This is a genomic window from Nonomuraea sp. NPDC051941 (genome assembly GCF_044593615.1).
Map to the genome: position 1 here is coordinate 19,765 of NZ_JBIUCF010000055.1, position 14,387 is coordinate 34,151.

Annotated in this window: 14 protein-coding genes and 1 pseudogene; 8 read left to right on the plus strand and 7 right to left on the minus strand. The window is 68.8% G+C overall.

From position 1 onward, the window contains the following. Positions 1 to 151: 151 nt before the first annotated feature. Positions 152 to 367 carry a 2TM domain-containing protein gene (locus ACIHFD_RS55670; RefSeq protein ID WP_397373823.1) on the minus strand — a complete coding sequence of 72 codons (216 nt, stop codon included), beginning with the start codon at positions 365 to 367 and terminating at the stop codon, positions 152 to 154. Positions 368 to 491: 124 nt separating this feature from the next. Between ACIHFD_RS55670 and ACIHFD_RS55675 the strand changes: the two genes are divergently transcribed. Both ACIHFD_RS55675 and ACIHFD_RS55680 read left to right on the plus strand, forming a co-directional pair. After that, the gene (locus ACIHFD_RS55675) at positions 492 to 1,289 is read left to right on the plus strand and encodes an alpha/beta fold hydrolase (RefSeq protein ID WP_397373824.1); all 798 of its coding nucleotides are present in this window, start codon (positions 492 to 494) and stop codon (positions 1,287 to 1,289) included. Positions 1,290 to 1,410: 121 nt separating this feature from the next. Further along, positions 1,411 to 1,524 carry a hypothetical protein gene (locus ACIHFD_RS55680; RefSeq protein ID WP_397373825.1) on the plus strand — a complete coding sequence of 38 codons (114 nt, stop codon included), beginning with the start codon at positions 1,411 to 1,413 and terminating at the stop codon, positions 1,522 to 1,524. 297 nt (positions 1,525 to 1,821) lie between these two features. On the opposite strand, the gene ACIHFD_RS55685 is transcribed toward ACIHFD_RS55680, so the two are convergent. The 3 genes from ACIHFD_RS55685 to ACIHFD_RS55695 form a co-directional block, all read right to left on the minus strand. Beyond that, positions 1,822 to 2,316: a monooxygenase family protein gene (locus tag ACIHFD_RS55685; RefSeq protein ID WP_397373826.1), complete on the minus strand. Its 495-nt coding sequence runs from the start codon at positions 2,314 to 2,316 to the stop codon at positions 1,822 to 1,824. A 113-nt stretch (positions 2,317 to 2,429) separates the two neighbouring features. Further along, positions 2,430 to 2,558 (minus strand): hypothetical protein, encoded by a 129-nt coding sequence (locus ACIHFD_RS55690; RefSeq protein WP_397373827.1) that lies wholly within the window; start codon positions 2,556 to 2,558, stop codon positions 2,430 to 2,432. A 365-nt stretch (positions 2,559 to 2,923) separates the two neighbouring features. After that, the gene (locus ACIHFD_RS55695) at positions 2,924 to 4,198 is read right to left on the minus strand and encodes a serine hydrolase domain-containing protein (RefSeq protein ID WP_397373828.1); all 1,275 of its coding nucleotides are present in this window, start codon (positions 4,196 to 4,198) and stop codon (positions 2,924 to 2,926) included. Positions 4,199 to 4,528: 330 nt separating this feature from the next. On the opposite strand from ACIHFD_RS55695, the gene ACIHFD_RS55700 reads away from it, so the two are divergent. The 3 genes from ACIHFD_RS55700 to ACIHFD_RS55710 are packed head-to-tail and all read left to right on the plus strand — an operon-like array spanning position 4,529 to position 7,180. Then, positions 4,529 to 5,146 (plus strand): DUF1989 domain-containing protein, encoded by a 618-nt coding sequence (locus tag ACIHFD_RS55700; protein WP_397373829.1) that lies wholly within the window; start codon positions 4,529 to 4,531, stop codon positions 5,144 to 5,146. Positions 5,147 to 5,153: 7 nt separating this feature from the next. After that, complete coding sequence (locus ACIHFD_RS55705; protein ID WP_397373830.1) at positions 5,154 to 6,281, plus strand: tRNA-dihydrouridine synthase; 1,128 nt, start codon at positions 5,154 to 5,156, stop codon at positions 6,279 to 6,281. Further along, a complete protein-coding gene (locus tag ACIHFD_RS55710) occupies positions 6,278 to 7,180 on the plus strand; it encodes a polysaccharide deacetylase (RefSeq protein ID WP_397373831.1) in 903 nt (300 codons plus the stop codon). The genes ACIHFD_RS55705 and ACIHFD_RS55710 overlap by 4 nt, the downstream gene beginning before the upstream one ends. On the opposite strand, the gene ACIHFD_RS55715 is transcribed toward ACIHFD_RS55710, so the two are convergent. Both ACIHFD_RS55715 and ACIHFD_RS55720 read right to left on the minus strand, forming a co-directional pair. Continuing rightward, a complete protein-coding gene (locus tag ACIHFD_RS55715; RefSeq protein ID WP_397373832.1) occupies positions 7,168 to 8,742 on the minus strand; it encodes a PucR family transcriptional regulator in 1,575 nt (524 codons plus the stop codon). The genes ACIHFD_RS55710 and ACIHFD_RS55715 overlap by 13 nt on opposite strands. A gap of 148 nt (positions 8,743 to 8,890) precedes the next feature. Then, entirely contained in the window at positions 8,891 to 9,571 is a 681-nt protein-coding gene (locus ACIHFD_RS55720; protein WP_397373833.1) for a class I SAM-dependent methyltransferase, read from the minus strand. A gap of 169 nt (positions 9,572 to 9,740) precedes the next feature. Here ACIHFD_RS55720 and ACIHFD_RS55725 point away from each other — a divergent pair, with 169 nt between their 5' ends. Continuing rightward, entirely contained in the window at positions 9,741 to 10,826 is a 1,086-nt protein-coding gene (locus ACIHFD_RS55725) for a cytochrome P450 (RefSeq protein WP_397373834.1), read from the plus strand. Positions 10,827 to 11,403: 577 nt separating this feature from the next. Next, positions 11,404 to 12,015, plus strand: a pseudogene (locus tag ACIHFD_RS55730) (phosphotransferase family protein); the annotation flags it as partial. A gap of 23 nt (positions 12,016 to 12,038) precedes the next feature. On the opposite strand, the gene ACIHFD_RS55735 reads toward ACIHFD_RS55730, so the two are convergent. Beyond that, on the minus strand, positions 12,039 to 13,040 hold the full coding sequence (locus ACIHFD_RS55735; RefSeq protein ID WP_397373835.1) for an ArsR family transcriptional regulator: 1,002 nt from the start codon (positions 13,038 to 13,040) through the stop codon (positions 12,039 to 12,041). A 68-nt stretch (positions 13,041 to 13,108) separates the two neighbouring features. Here ACIHFD_RS55735 and ACIHFD_RS55740 point away from each other — a divergent pair, with 68 nt between their 5' ends. Beyond that, on the plus strand, positions 13,109 to 14,290 hold the full coding sequence (locus tag ACIHFD_RS55740) for an MFS transporter (protein WP_397373836.1): 1,182 nt from the start codon (positions 13,109 to 13,111) through the stop codon (positions 14,288 to 14,290). Positions 14,291 to 14,387 lie beyond the last annotated feature (97 nt).

A 14,387-nucleotide genomic window follows, 5' to 3' on the forward strand; every position in this document is an offset into this window, starting at 1 on the left:
CTCCGTCCTGCTCGGTTGCGGCGACGCTGAGGACTTGACCGCGAGTCTGGCGCCATCCGACGCCACCTTCGTCCGCCTCACCGGCGTCAGCCCGGGGTGGCGGACCAGTCGAGAATGACGTCGGCCATCCCCACTTCTCCAACTGCTCGGCTCAGTGCGCGGTATTCGATTGGGGCGGTGAGTAGACGCTCCAGGCGTGAAAGGCCAGCCCGATGCCCCAGAAGACTATCGACCATATAGGCCAGAAGTGGTTTCCCGAGTCGTAGAGAGACCAGACCACGACCTGGACCACATTGGACAGCACATAAAAGAGCAGGTGAATCCGCAGACCCCACTTCCGGGCGGTCTCGCTCTTCTTTGTTTTCATGCCTGCAGGCTAGATCGACGTACTTCCCAAAGACTGAATTACCGGGCTCAGCGATCGTCAACTACCGGGATCTACTCTGACCCGCAATTGAGGTGCAAACTGCATACGTTGAAAGGACCACACTATGACGACGACCCGCCGAGCGGTGCTGGCCGGATCAGCCGCGGTCGCGGCCGGTACCCTGCTGGGAACGTCCGAGGCGCAGGCGCAGCCCCGGCAGGAAGCCAAGCCCAAACCCACCGTGGTGCTCGTGCACGGCGCGTTCGCCGATTCCTCCGGCTGGAACGACGTCAGCGCCAGGCTCATCCGCGAGAACTATCCGGTGATCGCCCCGGCGAACCCACTGCGCAGCGTGGCCGCCGACTCCGCCTACCTGGCCTCCATCCTCGCCACCCTCAGCGGCCCGATCGTCCTCGCCGCGCACTCCTATGGCGGGATCGTCATCACGAACGCCGCGACCGGTAACCCGAACGTGAAAGCGCTGGTCTACGTGGCCGCGTTCGCCCCCGACCAGGGTGAGTCGCTGCTGGACCTGCAGACGAAGTATCCGGGAAGCAAGCTCAATGAGGCGGCGCTGGACTTCCGTCCCTACGGTGAGAACCTCGTCGACGGATACATCAAGAAGGAGTTCTTCCACGACGTCTTCGCCGGGGACGTGCCGAGGTCGACCACCAACCTGATGCAGGCCGGCCAGCGGCCCGCTGACGCGCGCACGCTCGGGGAGCCGTCCGGCGCCCCGGCGTGGAAGACCATTCCCTCCTATTACCTCGTCGCTCGGAACGATCAGGTGCTGCCCGTCGCGGCCCAGCGGTTCATGGCGCGGCGGGCGAAAGCACAGGTCCACGAGGTCGGCGCCTCGCACGTCGCGATGATCTCGCAGCCTGCCGTGACTGCCGACCTCATCAAACGCGCCGCGCGCTGACGCCGGATCAGGGCCGTACCGATATCGCCTGACGGCCCCGCGGGCGGCGCCCGCCGCCCGCCCCTGATCTCCGTTGATCGTCTGGAGGAGGAGACGATGCATCAGCGCCACGCTGGAGGCCATGGCCATGGGGTTGCCCGTGGTGGCCGCGGACGCGGTGGCGCTACCGCACCTGATCGACGACAACGGCCACCTGTTCCAGCCCGGCGAGGTGACTCCCTGGCCAGGCACCTGACGCGCATTCTCACCGACGACGACCTGCGGGTCCGGCTCGGCAAGGCCAGCACGCCTCTGTGTCGAGGGCCTCGCCCACCTCGACGGCGCTTCCGCCAACCGGGGCCGGTCCATCGCCGCGCTGATGGGCATGCCCACCGAGGCGGGCCGTTCCGGCGCGCCATCGGGCAGAGCCTGCCGGGCACGTTCCGCCCCCACGATCGCTTCATTCGCGGGCATTTGTAGCACCCATGAATTTCGCCACCGTCGGTGTTACCAGGCGCACACCCTCTGCGGTCACCGACGATGGCCCGAGCGGCTAGGACCCGTAGAGGTCCGTCTCGCTCAGGACCGGGCTGCTGTCATCGGAGCGTCCCAGGCGGGCCGCGGAACCGAACATGGGTCCACGAGCGCGCTGGATCCCAGCGAACCGGCCAAAACCGATCGGCTTGGGCACGTCGTCGTAGACGGCCTCCATACCACCCTTGACCGAGTACGTCTCATGCCAGAAACCGGTGCCGCCCGAGTCCCGCAGGAAGTCCAACCACCACTCCCGATGCGGCTCGGACCGGGCAAAGGCGAGCAGCGACGGCAGGTCCCGCCAGTACTGACGCATCCCCATGTTCATCGGGAAGAACGAGTAGTAAACGGGCTCGTGCAGTAAGAGCCCGTCCGGCTTACCCGCGACCGACTCACTGATCTTCCGGCCGAAGCTGAAAAAGGTCCGGATCCCGTACAGATGATTCACCCGCATGCCGAGGTACAGGACGATGAGGTCTGGATAGGCGGACAGATCGACGGTCTGCCGATTCACGCGAGTTGGCATCCAACGCTCCTTTTGGCTCGGGTTACGCATGGGCTGGTCATGTGCCGGCGTGGGCGGGTCGTCGCTTTGATGGAGGCCACGGCGAGTGTAGAAGCGCCTCTTCAGCGCCGGTGCCCAACAGTTTGCGGGTGGCCGAACCGTTCGGGGATCAACGCGCCGAAGACCCGCCTGCCCTGAACGCCGCCGCGGATGAGGGATCCGGCCAGCAGTGTTCGGCGGGTGGTCGTCATCGTTGTGGCCCTCCACGCTTGAGTTCGATCCTCAGCAGCCTCAACGTACGAAAGCGAACTTGACTAGCACTGAACGAAATCCGAGAGGAGTGAACGGCGACTTCCCTGTCGGCTGGTGTCTGCGCGTCGACCGCGTGTCACAGGAGGAACTGGGCACCGGGCCTCGGCAACAGCTTGGGTGAAGCAACCGCCCCACGCTAGAGACTGAGAGTGGCGAAGATGCCACCCTCAGCGCTTTGAGAATGGCCGGGCGACCCCTCTCCGGAGTCACGTCGTCGGCCATCAGCCGTGGCTTGTGCCCCCGGCACATTTGAATTTGTCGAGCCACGCGCCCCGACCCGCTAGGTTGTGTCAGCTTCGGCGGGTTAGGCGCCGGTGATCAGGCGTCGTTCCAGGTCGATGATCGGCTCGATGCTCTGCAGGTCATAATTGCTCAGAATGACGGCCGTCCAGTCCATGTCAAGGTAGATGGACCAGCTCGTCGATATGCCGCCCGCACCGCCTCCGTGGGTGATGATGCGCTGGTTGTTGTAGGTGGAGGCCACCGGCCCGTACGCCTGGAAGTTCTCCCCGCGGAGGGAGTTGCCGGAGGTGTCCGGCTTCAGCGGCTTGGCGGAGATCTTTCCGTTCACGTACAACTCGGTGTAGGGCCGGGCGGTGAGCTTGCCGCCTTGCAGCGCGATCGCGAAGCGTACAAGGTCCGGGGCGGTGGCGAAGCCGTTGCCGCCGCCCGTTCCCATCCATCCCCGGGCGGAGTTGCTGCCCTGGCCGGCGTCGCCGTAGACGGAGCCCTTGTCGAGGTTGCGGACGGCGTCGACGCGCGTACCGTCCTTTTGATACATGTACGGGTGAGCGATGCGCTTGTCGGTCAGCCACTGGCGGCGGTCGTAGTAGGCGGAGTCCTCCATGCCGGCCGGGAGGAAGATGTTCTGGCGGACGTAGTCCTGGAACGACATGCCGGAGACCTTCGCCACGAGTTCGCCGAGCAGGGTGTAGCCCATGCTGCTGTAGGCCTTCTTCGTCCCGGGCGCGAACTCCAGCTCGAAGGTCTTCAGATTCGTCCAGAAGCTTGCCATCTGCTGCTCGTAGCTGTTGTGGATCTGCTCCGGTGGCGGCTGCTCGCCCGGGCGCCGGGCGTCGCCCAGGCCACTGGTGTGGGTGAGGAGGTGGTGCACGGTGATGCGTTCGGCCATCTCCGCCGGCAGGCCGTCCAGATGCTTGCTCACCAGGTCGTAGAACTTGAGCTTGCCCTGCTGGACGAGCTGTACGACAGCCAGCCCGGTGAACGGCTTGGAGGACGAGGCCAGAGCGTAGATGGTGTCGACCTTGTTCCGGATCTTGCTTTCCTTGTCCGCCCAGCCATAGGCGCGGGCCAGGACTTGGCGGCCGCGGTGCGCGAGCATCACGGTGCCGGAAAACTGATCCTTGTCCGCCAGTTCTTTGATGTGCTGGTCGAAGGCGCCTCCAGGACGCAGGTCCTTGGGAATGCGGCCAGAGCCTGAGGACCGGTCGGCGTTCGCCTCGGCGGTTCCTTGCGAGGCGAACAGACCACCGGCCGCCAGCGGGACCGCGCCCAGGAACCCGAGGGCGGAGCGGCGCGAAGGGCCGTGGTCAGACGAGGAGGGATGCGACAACGCCATGGAAATCCTTTCACGAGGAAAGATCTGCGAGGGGGATGCAAGCACGCAGCTTGTTTCTTCGGCGTTTCTGCGGCCTTCTTCGACTGGCAGGGCGTGCCCGGTGTCAGCCTGCCGATCGGCGCGCGGGGGACGGACGGCGCCGGCCTCCCAGCGCGCCGGGACCGCGCACTTCTCGACTGCGCGGCACGCGTCAAGGCCGCGTGACCGGCGTCAGGAGGACGGAGGGTCCCAGCGGATGACCTTGCGAAACTGTAGGTTCATCCACTTCCTCGTACAAACGGAGGGGAAATCTCCATGGCCTGCCCGTGTGCCGGCTGGTTGGCTGTCGGTATGCGAGTTATCGTGCCCGCCACCGAAGGACGGGCGGTAAAGGTCAGGTCCGGTCAGCGCGTACGGGTCACCGACCTCCAGGGAGGTCAGGTCGGCGACGTGTTCGCGTTCGCCGCGGACGACGTGAACGAGCACCTCAGCGCGTCACACACCCGAGCCGCCACCAGCCGCCTGTTCCCGGCGATCGGCGAGCAGTTCGTCACCGACCGGCGCAGGCCCGTCCTCACCCTGGTGGAGGACACCTCGCCCGGGCGGCATGACATGCTCATCGCCGCCTGCGACCCGGCCCGCTACCGTGCTCTGGGCGTGTCGGGGTTCCACGCGTCCTGCGCGGACAACCTGGCCACGAGCATGGCTGGACTCGGTCTCGCCGTCCCGGTCACCCCGCAGCCGGTCAACGTGTTCATGAGGATCCCCGTGGCGGACGACGGCCGGCTGAGCTGGCTGAGCTCGATCAGCCGCCCGAACGACGCGATCACGTTGGAGGCGGCGATGGACTGCGTGTTCGTGGTCTCGGCCTGCCCGCAGGACCTGGTCGGAATCAATGGGCACAAGCCGACGCCGTTGGCGATCGATCTCCTCAACGGTCAGGACGACACAAGCGACGTCAAGGAATGAGCGAACGATGAACGACATCCAGCATCCCGCCCTGCGACCGGACCGCATCGGCGAGCTCCACCTCGCCAACCGGCTGGCCGTCTCGCCCATGACCAGGGTGTCCGCCGCCGCCGACGGAACGCCGACGGCCGAGATGGCGGACTACTACGCGGCTTTCGCCCGCGGCGGTTTCTCCCTCGTCATGACCGAGGGAACCTATACCGATACGCGCTACAGCCAGAGCTACGCCAACCAGCCCGGCATCGTCACCGACGGTCACGAGGCCGCCTGGCGGGACGTCGTCAGCCACGTGCACGACGCCGGAGCGCCGATGGTCCTTCAGCTCATGCACGCGGGAGCGCTGTCGCAGGGCAACCGCTACCGCGACGACACGGCGGCGCCGTCGGCCGTCCCGCCGCGCGGGCAGAAGATGCCGGAATACGGCGGGTACGGCTCTTGGCCGACGCCCCGCGCGATGAGCCAGGACGACATCGATCAGGTGGTGCACGGCTTCGTGACGTCGGCCGTACGCGCCCGGCGAGCGGGTTTCGACGGGGTCGAGGTGCACGGCGCCAACGGCTATCTCGTGGACCAGTTCCTGACCGACTACACCAACCGGCGCGGCGATCGCTATGGTGGCACGGTCGCCAACCGGGTACGACTCGCGGCAGAGATCGTCTCCGCCATCCGCGCTGAGGTCGGTCCGCGTTTCTGCGTGGGGATCCGCTTGTCGCAGGGCAAGGTCAACGACTTCACCCACAGATGGGCGGGCGGCTCCAGGGAGGCGGAGATCATCTTCGCCGCGCTCGCCGAAGCGGGGGCGAGCTACCTGCACATCGCCAGTGAAGGACGGGACTGGGTGGAGACCGCGACCCTGGACGGGCAGGTGACGATCACGGGCCTGGCCCGGAAGGTGACCGGACTGCCCGTGCTGGCCAATGGCGGCATGCACGACCTCGCCCGGGCGGCCATGGTGCTGCAGGACGGTCACGCGGACGTACTGACCCTCGGCCGGGGAGCGCTCGCCAACCCGGACTTCCCGCAGCGCCTGGCCCAAGGGCTGCCCATGGCGGGCTTCGACCGCCAGATGCTCCAGCCCATGGCGACGCTGAGCAACGCCCGCCTGTGGCGACCGGCGGCCGGAGTGCCGGCTTGAGCGCGCCCGGACGAGTCGAGCAGGCGGGCGAGATCCGCGGCGGCTGGCGTGGCCGGTCCGCCGCGGTCGTGGCGCTCACTTTCGACGTGGACGCGGAGACCCCTGTGCTCGCGCAGGGCCGCGGCTTCGCCGACCACGCGAGCACGATGTCCCACCAGGCATACGGTCCCGAGGTCGGCCTGCCCCGTATCCTCGATCTTCTGGACGAGCTGGGCGTCCCCGCCACGTTCTTCGTGCCCGGCTGGGTTGCCGAGCACCGCCCCGCACTCGCCCCGTCGATCGTCGAGCGGGGCCACGAGGTGGCGCACCACTCCTACAGCCACCGGCCGCCCACATCGATGACCGCCGAGGAGGAGCGCGCGGACTTCGAGCGCGCGCTGGCGGTCTTCGACAGCCAGGGCATCGAGATCCGGGGACACCGAGCGGCGCTGTGGGAAGCGTCCTGGCGGACGGCTGACCTGGTCGCGGAGTACGGCCTGCGCTACGACTCCTCTCTCATGGGGGACGACAAGCCGTACAAAGTGGTCACGCCCGCAGGCGAGATCGTCGAGCTGCCCGTCCACTGGTCGCTCGACGACTGGGAGCAGTACGCGTTCCTGCCCGCACCTCATGTGGGCTCCGTCATCGAGTCTCCGGTGAAGGTGCTGGAACTGTGGCGGGCCGAGCTCGACGGGATGCGCCACTACGGCGGCCTGTTCAACCTGTGCGTTCACCCGTTCCTGTCCGGCCGGCCCGGCCGTGCGCTGGCGTTGCGGCAGTTCCTGGAGTACGCGCAGAGCTGCGCGGACGTGTCCTTCGCCCGCTGCCGTGACGTCGCCGAGCGTTCGGCCGTGGACGCCGGCCTGACCGTGCGCCGGCCCCGGCCCCCGGTGGTGGATCCGGACGTCTACCCGGACTGAGCCCAGTCCATCGCCTCGACGGTCAGCGCCAGGAACAGATCGACCCGGTCCTCCGTACGCCCCACGTCCCTGCCGGTGAGCTCGGCGATCTTGGCCAGCCGGTTGCGCAGGGTGTTGACGTGGATGTGCAACGCTCCGGCCGTCGCCGCCCATTGCCCGTCATGATCGAGGAACGTACGCAGCGTCAGCTCGAGCTCGCCGCTCCGCCGCGCGTCATGGTCCTTCATCGGGCCGAGGATCTTGCCGGCGAACTCGTTCAAGGTCTCGGCGTCGAGCAGCCCGAGGAGCAGCCGGTGCGTGCCCAGCTCGGCGAAGGCCCGCACGGACGGACCCGTGCGGGTGCGCCGCAGCACGCGGCACGCCTCCCTGGACTGCAGGAGCTGAGGGCGCAGCTCGGCCGCGTGGGCCGCGAGCCCTCCCAGGCCGACGACCGGGCACAGCCCAGGGAAGCGCCGTTCGATGCTCCGTACCAGGCGCTGGGCGAGCGACGGCAGCTCGTGCTCGGGATGACGCCACGGCAGGACGGCGACGACGTCCTGCGTGCCGCCGGCCACGACTGCCGGCACTCCCTCGACGGCGTAGAACTCCACGATCACCTCCGCGAGCCCGTGCACCGTCGCGGCCTCGCCGTCCGCGAACGCCACGGCGCACACGGCCAGCGGACCGCTCGGATCCACGCCGAACGCGCGGAGCCGGCCAGGAACCTCGGTCGCCCGCCAGCCTCCCGAGAGGACCATCTCCAGGAGCTCGCTGGCGAAGCGCATCTCGATCGCCTGGACCGCCTGCTGTTTCGCCACCTCCAGGCTGAGGAACCGAGCCGTCTGCTCCAGCGCCTGCCGCTCGGGCGTGGTGAGCTCACGCAAAGGGCGCAGGCAGATGAGAGCCGCGTCGATGTCGCCGACGGCACCCACCGGAAACAGCGCCGCTTGCCCCAAATCTCCCAGATCCACCTCCAGTGCCGGAGGCTTCTTGGCCAATGCCGTGGCCACGGCATGCAGCTGGTCGCTGTCCAGGCTCGCGCCGGCCACCGCGAGGGAACGCGCCATCCTGTCGACCACCGCCAGGGGCAGGTCATGCTCACGGCGCAGGACATCGAGCACGCCGGAGGCACCGGCACCCCGGGAGATCGCCGTGGCCAGGGCGTCTCCCCGGCGCACCATACCGACGAGCGACTGCTTGCGTTCGTCGGTCAGCATGTCGGCCATGGCCTGCGAGACCGCCGTGAACGGCACCGCGACGGAGATCTCCAGCAGCGGCAACTCCGCTTCGCGACAGGCTTCGACCAGCGCGTCGGGAGTCTCCGGCATCTCCGCGCGCAAGCCGAACACGATGCCACTGGCCTTGGCCTTCTTGACGTTCGTCACGAACTGCGCGGGAGGCACCCGTTCGAGCCACAACCCGTTGGTCAGCACGATCTCCCCTTCGCGTAGGTAGTGCGAAGGGTCGGGCAGCTCGGTGTTGTGCACCCACGCGACGGGCGCGTCCAATGCGCCCGGTCGGCCCGGCACCAGCACACGGAGTTCGAGCGAGGCGCGATCCAGCAGGGATTGGAGCGTGAACACGCTGTAACTATATACAGCGATGGATTCAATCTATAGAAGATTATCCACTCATCAATGGACGGTCTCGCCTGCTTGTGTGGTTTACGTCACCAAGGAGGCCACACGCAGTAAGCGCAGCTCAGAGGCCCTGCAGGGCCCCTTCTGCATTTCAGGGGTGTGCAGTCGGATGCCGCTCTGAGCGGCCCGTTGACGGGTGGGACACGTCATAGCCGGCGAAGGTAAACATGCGCCGTCCCGAGATCAGGGGACGCGACTGACCCGTGAAGCGGTGGACGCCGACACCGAAGCCGGCATCCGGCTCCGATAGCCATTCGCGTTCGAAGCCACGCTCCTCGAACCAGCGACAGATCAACGGCACCCGGTCAGGAGCCCCGCGGTGCCGAGTCCAGATAATCGTGCCGTCGGTCTTGCACAACTGGGTACAAGTGTCGATCGTGCGCTCGATGTCCTCATCCGTGATGTTGCCGAACACCCCACACACGAGCACGATCTCGGCAGGCGCCGAATCCCGGTAATGGTCAGTGAGCGCGGCATCGGCCGTGACCACTTCGACCTGCCGGAGTCCCGCCGATTTGATCGCCTCCTCGGCGATGGCGGTGTTGCCCGGGTCCAGTTCGACCAGACGCGCCCGAACATCGTCACGGCGGGGATGATCGGTCAGCACCTCCAGCACGTCGCGGCCCTGACCCGAGCAGAGACTGACGAGCTTCAGCGGACCGGGCGGGCAGCCATCCAACGCCAGCCGTATCCGTTCCTGGACGACCTGCAAGCGCCGCGCCAACTGTGAACCGGGGACGTCGTACTCATCGTGCCAAGTCTGCCAATCCATGAACGAACCCTACGAGGGCACACAGCCGAAACGCACTCCTTCGCCTCCGGCGGGGGCCTCAGGCTCCGAGATGATCGACTGATGGCCAGGCAGGCCGTCGCCCTTTCCAGCGGGTGTACGGCAGCGATCCGGCAGCGGTTTGCCAGGCCGTTCGCCCAGGGTGGAGGGCATGTCTGTCAAGGAACGTATCTTCGCCCATCCACCCGCGCCCGGCCCGGTCCAGTTCGATGAGCGGTTCGAGGCGTGGGTGGTCTCCCGGCACGCCGATGTCCGCAGGATCCTCAGCGACCACGCCGCCTTCTCCTCCGATGAACTCACCCACGGCGCACATCCGGCACCTCACCACGACAATCCCGTGTTGCGCAGCCTGCCGTCGCTCGATCCGCCCCGCCATCACGAACTGCGCCGCCTGGTGGCCAGGGTTTTCACTCCCCGCGCGGTGTCGGCCCTGGAGCCCTCCATCGCCGAGACCGCCAGGGAACTGCTGGTCGAGGGGCCCGGTGAGGTGGTGGACGGGTTCGCTTCGCCGCTGACGGTCGCCACGCTCGCGGGGCTGCTCGGCATCTCACCAGAGCGCAGGGCCGACTTCGTACGCTGGACGATCACGATCTCCGAGTTCGCCGGCGCCAACGCCGAGGACCCCGTACGGCAGGCGCGCTTCCACCAGGACCTGGCCGAACTGCGCACCTGCATCCGCGAGGTGGTCGCCGAGCCGAGGGGCGGCATGATCCCGGCCCTGGCGGCGGCGCTCGACGAGAGCGAACTGCTCGATCTGGTCACCACGCTCATCGTCATGGGCCACGAGACGACCACCAGGTTGATCTATCACGCGGTCCTGTGCCTGGAACGTTTCCCCACGGCGCCGACGCCCGGCCTGGTGGAGGAGGTGCTGCGCTACCTGCCGCCGGCGGGCGGCACGGAACGCTTCACCACTGCCCAGGTGGACGTGGACGGCGTCACGATCCCACCCGGGGCGCGGGTGGTGGCCTCGATCCGCCGCGCCAACCGGGACCCGCTGGTGTTCGCGGCCCCCGACGCGTTCGACGCCACGCGCGACCCCAACCCGCACCTGTCCTTCGGCACGGGCATCCACGTCTGCCTGGGCCTGCGACTGGCCACCAGCCAGGCGGTCGTCGCGATCCGGGCGCTGCGGAAGGCCTTCCCCGGCCGCTGGCGCGTGCCCGAGGACGGTCTGGAGGCTACGATCTCCCCCGTCGGGGTCGACATCCAGCGGATGCGCCTGATCACTCAGTGAAGCGAGCTGTGATCATGCCGCTCAGGAGGTGCGGGTTGCCCGCACCGAGCCCTCGCAGACTGTCCACCAGGACGAATACAAGTCATGAACGACGCCGCGCGCTATCCCGTGAACTCCGTCGATCCTTGGAGGGTTGATCATGTCGTCGGAAGCCGTGCTGGCAATCGTCGACCAGGACGGCGCCGTGCTGTGCGACATGGCCGGCGGCAATCCGGCGCTGCCGCGGATGCGGTTCGACGGCAGGTGGCCGCCGATGGACAGCGAGCTGACCGATCGCGTTCGTCGCGAACTCGGGCTGACCACGGTGGTCCTGGAGCCGTTGGACTTTACGACGGTGGTGCTGCTGGCGGAGAGCAGGGCGCGGCCGGTCTCCGCCGATGGGTTCGCGTGGCACGGTCAGGATGCGGTGACCGGGCAGAGCCTGGCACTCGACTGCCGGGCGGCGCGATCCCGGCCGCCCGCCTCCGACTGGTTCGGGCCCGGCTGGTTCGAGCGAGCCGAGTCCTACATCGACGGGGAGATCAAGGCTGCCGGTCGCGTGCGGCTCGGTCCGAGCCGCCAGGTCAAGCACTGGAGCATGTCCGCCGTGCTGCGCACGCCGACTTACCGGGGTGACCTGTACCTGAAGGCGGTCCTGCCGAGGCTTGCTCGCGAACCGGACATCACTCGATACCTGGCGTCATTGCGCATCGCGCCGTTCGCCACCATCACCGCGACGTCACCCGGTGACCGCTGGTGGCTCGCGGAGGACTTCGGCGGCGTGGACGGCTGGGCGATCTCCCCAGAGCAGCGTCGCGCATGCCTGACACAGCTGGTCACGGTGCAGAAGGAGACCATTCACCGCGGGGACGAGCTGATCGCCGCGGGGTGTGTCCCGCTCACCCCGGCCTCGCTGGCCGACGGCGTACGGTCGACCCTGGTCCGCGACGACATCTGGCGGGCGCCCAAGCTTGCGAAGAACCTGGACCGGGCGCTGACCGAGGAGGAGGCCGACCGGCTGCAGGCACTGACGCCGTATCTGGTCGAGTGCGCCGAGCGCCTGGACGAGGCGGCCATCCCGGCGGCGATCGTCCACGGCGATTTCCACCCGGGCAATGTGGTCGTGCGCGACGACGAGATCCTGTTGCACGACTGGAGCTTCGCCACCGTCACGAACCCGTTGTTCGATCTGGCCTCATGGCTGCACGACGCGTCCGAGCCGGACGCCGCGGCCTACCTCGACGCCTTCTTCGCCGCCTGGGCGGGACCGGTCCCCGATGCCTCCACGAGCACCTCCCCGGCCGCCGTCCGCACGTACAGCACCGACCGCCCGGCCCGCCGCCGCTCCACCAGCCCCGCGTCCAGCAGCACCCGCAGATGCCGGCCCACCGAGCCCAGCCCCTGGCCGGTCACGGCGACCAGCTGGGTCGTGCTCATGGGAGTCCCCAGCAGCACCAGCAATCCGGCCCGCGCGGTCCCGATCAGCGCCCCGAGCCCGGCCGGGAGGGGCCGCCGATCGTGGTCCTCGGCGAGCACCCCGAGACACGAATAGACGACGGCGTACCGCTCCCGTCCCTCCCACGACACCCACCCGGTTCTCGGCGTCACCGGCATGAACAGCAGGTCTGCCCCGGCGGCGATCTCCCGCGGCTGATACGCGTTCAGGTTGACCTGGAACCGGCTCTCCCCGAGCCACCGCGTCCCCGGCTTCAGCGAGTCCAGCACGGCCGCCCAGCCGCCCTGGCTCACCCGCGCGGTCCGCGCGACCATGTCGGCCTCCAGGACGCGTCGCCGACGCTCCCAGTACGGCTGTACGGTCTCCTCCCAGACGTACGTGAGGAGCGCGGTCGCCCGCTCGGGCAGGTCGTCCCGCTCCAAGGCGCCGGGGAGCGGGCCCCGGAGGGACACGCGGAGGTTGGCCCGCGCCTCCTCGGCCCCGGTCGCCCGCACCCGGGCCACGGTCTCCTCGAAACTCTCCCCCTCGCACGAGGTGGGGCAGAAGAAGTCGGCGATCCACGACCTGCCGAGCGCCGCCCGTACGACCAGCGCGGCCACCCGGTCGGCCGCGAGGCGCGCGCGGTAGCCGGGCAGGTGCGCGCGCAGCCAGGCCTCCTCGCCCGGATGGGCACCGGTCCCCGCGTGCAGCAGCTTCAGGCTCGCGAAGGTCTCGGCGAACGGCGAGAGCACGAACCGGCTACGGGCGAGGACGTCGGTGTCGATCTGCCACAGGCCCATGCGGTCAACCTTTCGCGCGTCGGCGAAACAGTAAACACGACCCCCGGGCTGCTCCGAGACTCCGACGTATGCGCAGCTATCGAACCCTGTTCCGCACCCCCGAGTTCACCCCGTTCCTGCTCTCTTATGCCGCTTTCGCCGCGGCTCAGACGATCGGCGCCCTGGCCCTCGGCACGCTGGTCTTCCAGGCCACCGGCTCGCCGCTGCTGTCGGCGGTGAGCATGTTCGGCCCGCAGCTGGCGAAGTTGGCGGGGGCCACGTTCCTGCTCTCGGGCGCCGACCGCCTGCCCCCGCGCGCGATCCTTTCCGGCCTCGCCCTCGCCTTCGCGGCCGGTACCGCGGTGCTGGCGCTGCCCGGTCTGCCGGTCGCGGCGGTCTTCGCCATCGTGCTGGCGCAGGGCCTGATCGCGTCCCTGGGCGGGGGAGCGCGCTCAGGACTGTTGACCGAAATCCTGTCGAAAGACGGCTACGTCCTGGGCCGTTCGGTGTTCAACATGCTCTGGGGCCTGATGCAGGTGGCCGGGTTCGCGACGGGCGCCGCGCTGCTGACGCTTCTGACCCCGAGGACATGCCTGCTCCTGGCGGTGGCGCTGTACGTGATGTCGGCCCTCGCCACCCGCCTGGGCCTCACGGCCCGCCCGCCGCGCTCCTCCGGGCGCCCGTCCGTCTCGGCGACCTGGCGCACCAACGCCCTCCTGTGGTCCTCGCGCTCCCGCCGCCTGACGTACCTGGGCCTGTGGATCCCCAACGGCCTGGTGGTCGGCTGCGAGTCGCTCTACATCTCGTACGCCCCCGGAGCCGCCGGCACGCTGTTCGCGTGCGGGGCGCTGGGCATGTTCCTGGGGGACGTGGCGGTGGGCCGCCTGGTGCCGCCCGCGTTGCGCCCCCGTCTCGCGGTCCCGCTGCGCCTGCTGCTGGCGACGCCGTACCTGTTCTTCGTCCTGCAGCCGGGAGTGGCGCTGTCGGCCGTGGCCGCCGTCGTCGCCTCCGTCGGCTTCGGCGCGAGCCTGGTCCTGCAGGAACGCCTGATGTCCCTCACCCCGGACGACCTCGCGGGCCAAGCCCTCGGCCTGCACTCCGTCGGCATGTCCACCATGCAGGGCGTCAGCGCGGCCCTCGCGGGCGTGGTGGCCCAACTGACCTCCCCGGCCGCGGCGATGACGGTGCTGGCGTTCGGGTCGGTCGCCGTGACCCTGACCCTCGCGGTGCTGGGCAGGCACGAGGAACGGCAGCCGGCCATCCCTGCCTGATCGGCCGGAGCCTGCGCGACCTCCACGGGGAGGCGCGGGTCGAGCCCGCGGAGGCGCCGCGCGAGCTGGCGCAAGCCGGGCCCCAAGCGCTCCACGG

Excerpts from the sequence above, each read along its gene's own strand:
- ACIHFD_RS55670 (WP_397373823.1), bottom strand. The coding sequence starts at position 367 with ATGAAAACAAAGAAGAGCGAGACCGCCCGGAAGTGGGGTCTGCGGATT.
- ACIHFD_RS55675 (WP_397373824.1), top strand. The coding sequence starts at position 492 with ATGACGACGACCCGCCGAGCGGTGCTGGCCGGATCAGCCGCGGTCGCG.
- ACIHFD_RS55680 (WP_397373825.1), top strand. The coding sequence starts at position 1,411 with ATGGCCATGGGGTTGCCCGTGGTGGCCGCGGACGCGGTGGCGCTACCG.
- ACIHFD_RS55690 (WP_397373827.1), bottom strand. The coding sequence starts at position 2,558 with ATGACGACCACCCGCCGAACACTGCTGGCCGGATCCCTCATCCGCGGC.
- ACIHFD_RS55695 (WP_397373828.1), bottom strand. The coding sequence starts at position 4,198 with ATGGCGTTGTCGCATCCCTCCTCGTCTGACCACGGCCCTTCGCGCCGC.
- ACIHFD_RS55700 (WP_397373829.1), top strand. The coding sequence starts at position 4,529 with ATGCGAGTTATCGTGCCCGCCACCGAAGGACGGGCGGTAAAGGTCAGG.
- ACIHFD_RS55705 (WP_397373830.1), top strand. The coding sequence starts at position 5,154 with ATGAACGACATCCAGCATCCCGCCCTGCGACCGGACCGCATCGGCGAG.
- ACIHFD_RS55720 (WP_397373833.1), bottom strand. The coding sequence starts at position 9,571 with ATGGATTGGCAGACTTGGCACGATGAGTACGACGTCCCCGGTTCACAG.
- ACIHFD_RS55725 (WP_397373834.1), top strand. The coding sequence starts at position 9,741 with ATGTCTGTCAAGGAACGTATCTTCGCCCATCCACCCGCGCCCGGCCCG.
- ACIHFD_RS55735 (WP_397373835.1), bottom strand. The coding sequence starts at position 13,040 with ATGGGCCTGTGGCAGATCGACACCGACGTCCTCGCCCGTAGCCGGTTC.
- ACIHFD_RS55740 (WP_397373836.1), top strand. The coding sequence starts at position 13,109 with ATGCGCAGCTATCGAACCCTGTTCCGCACCCCCGAGTTCACCCCGTTC.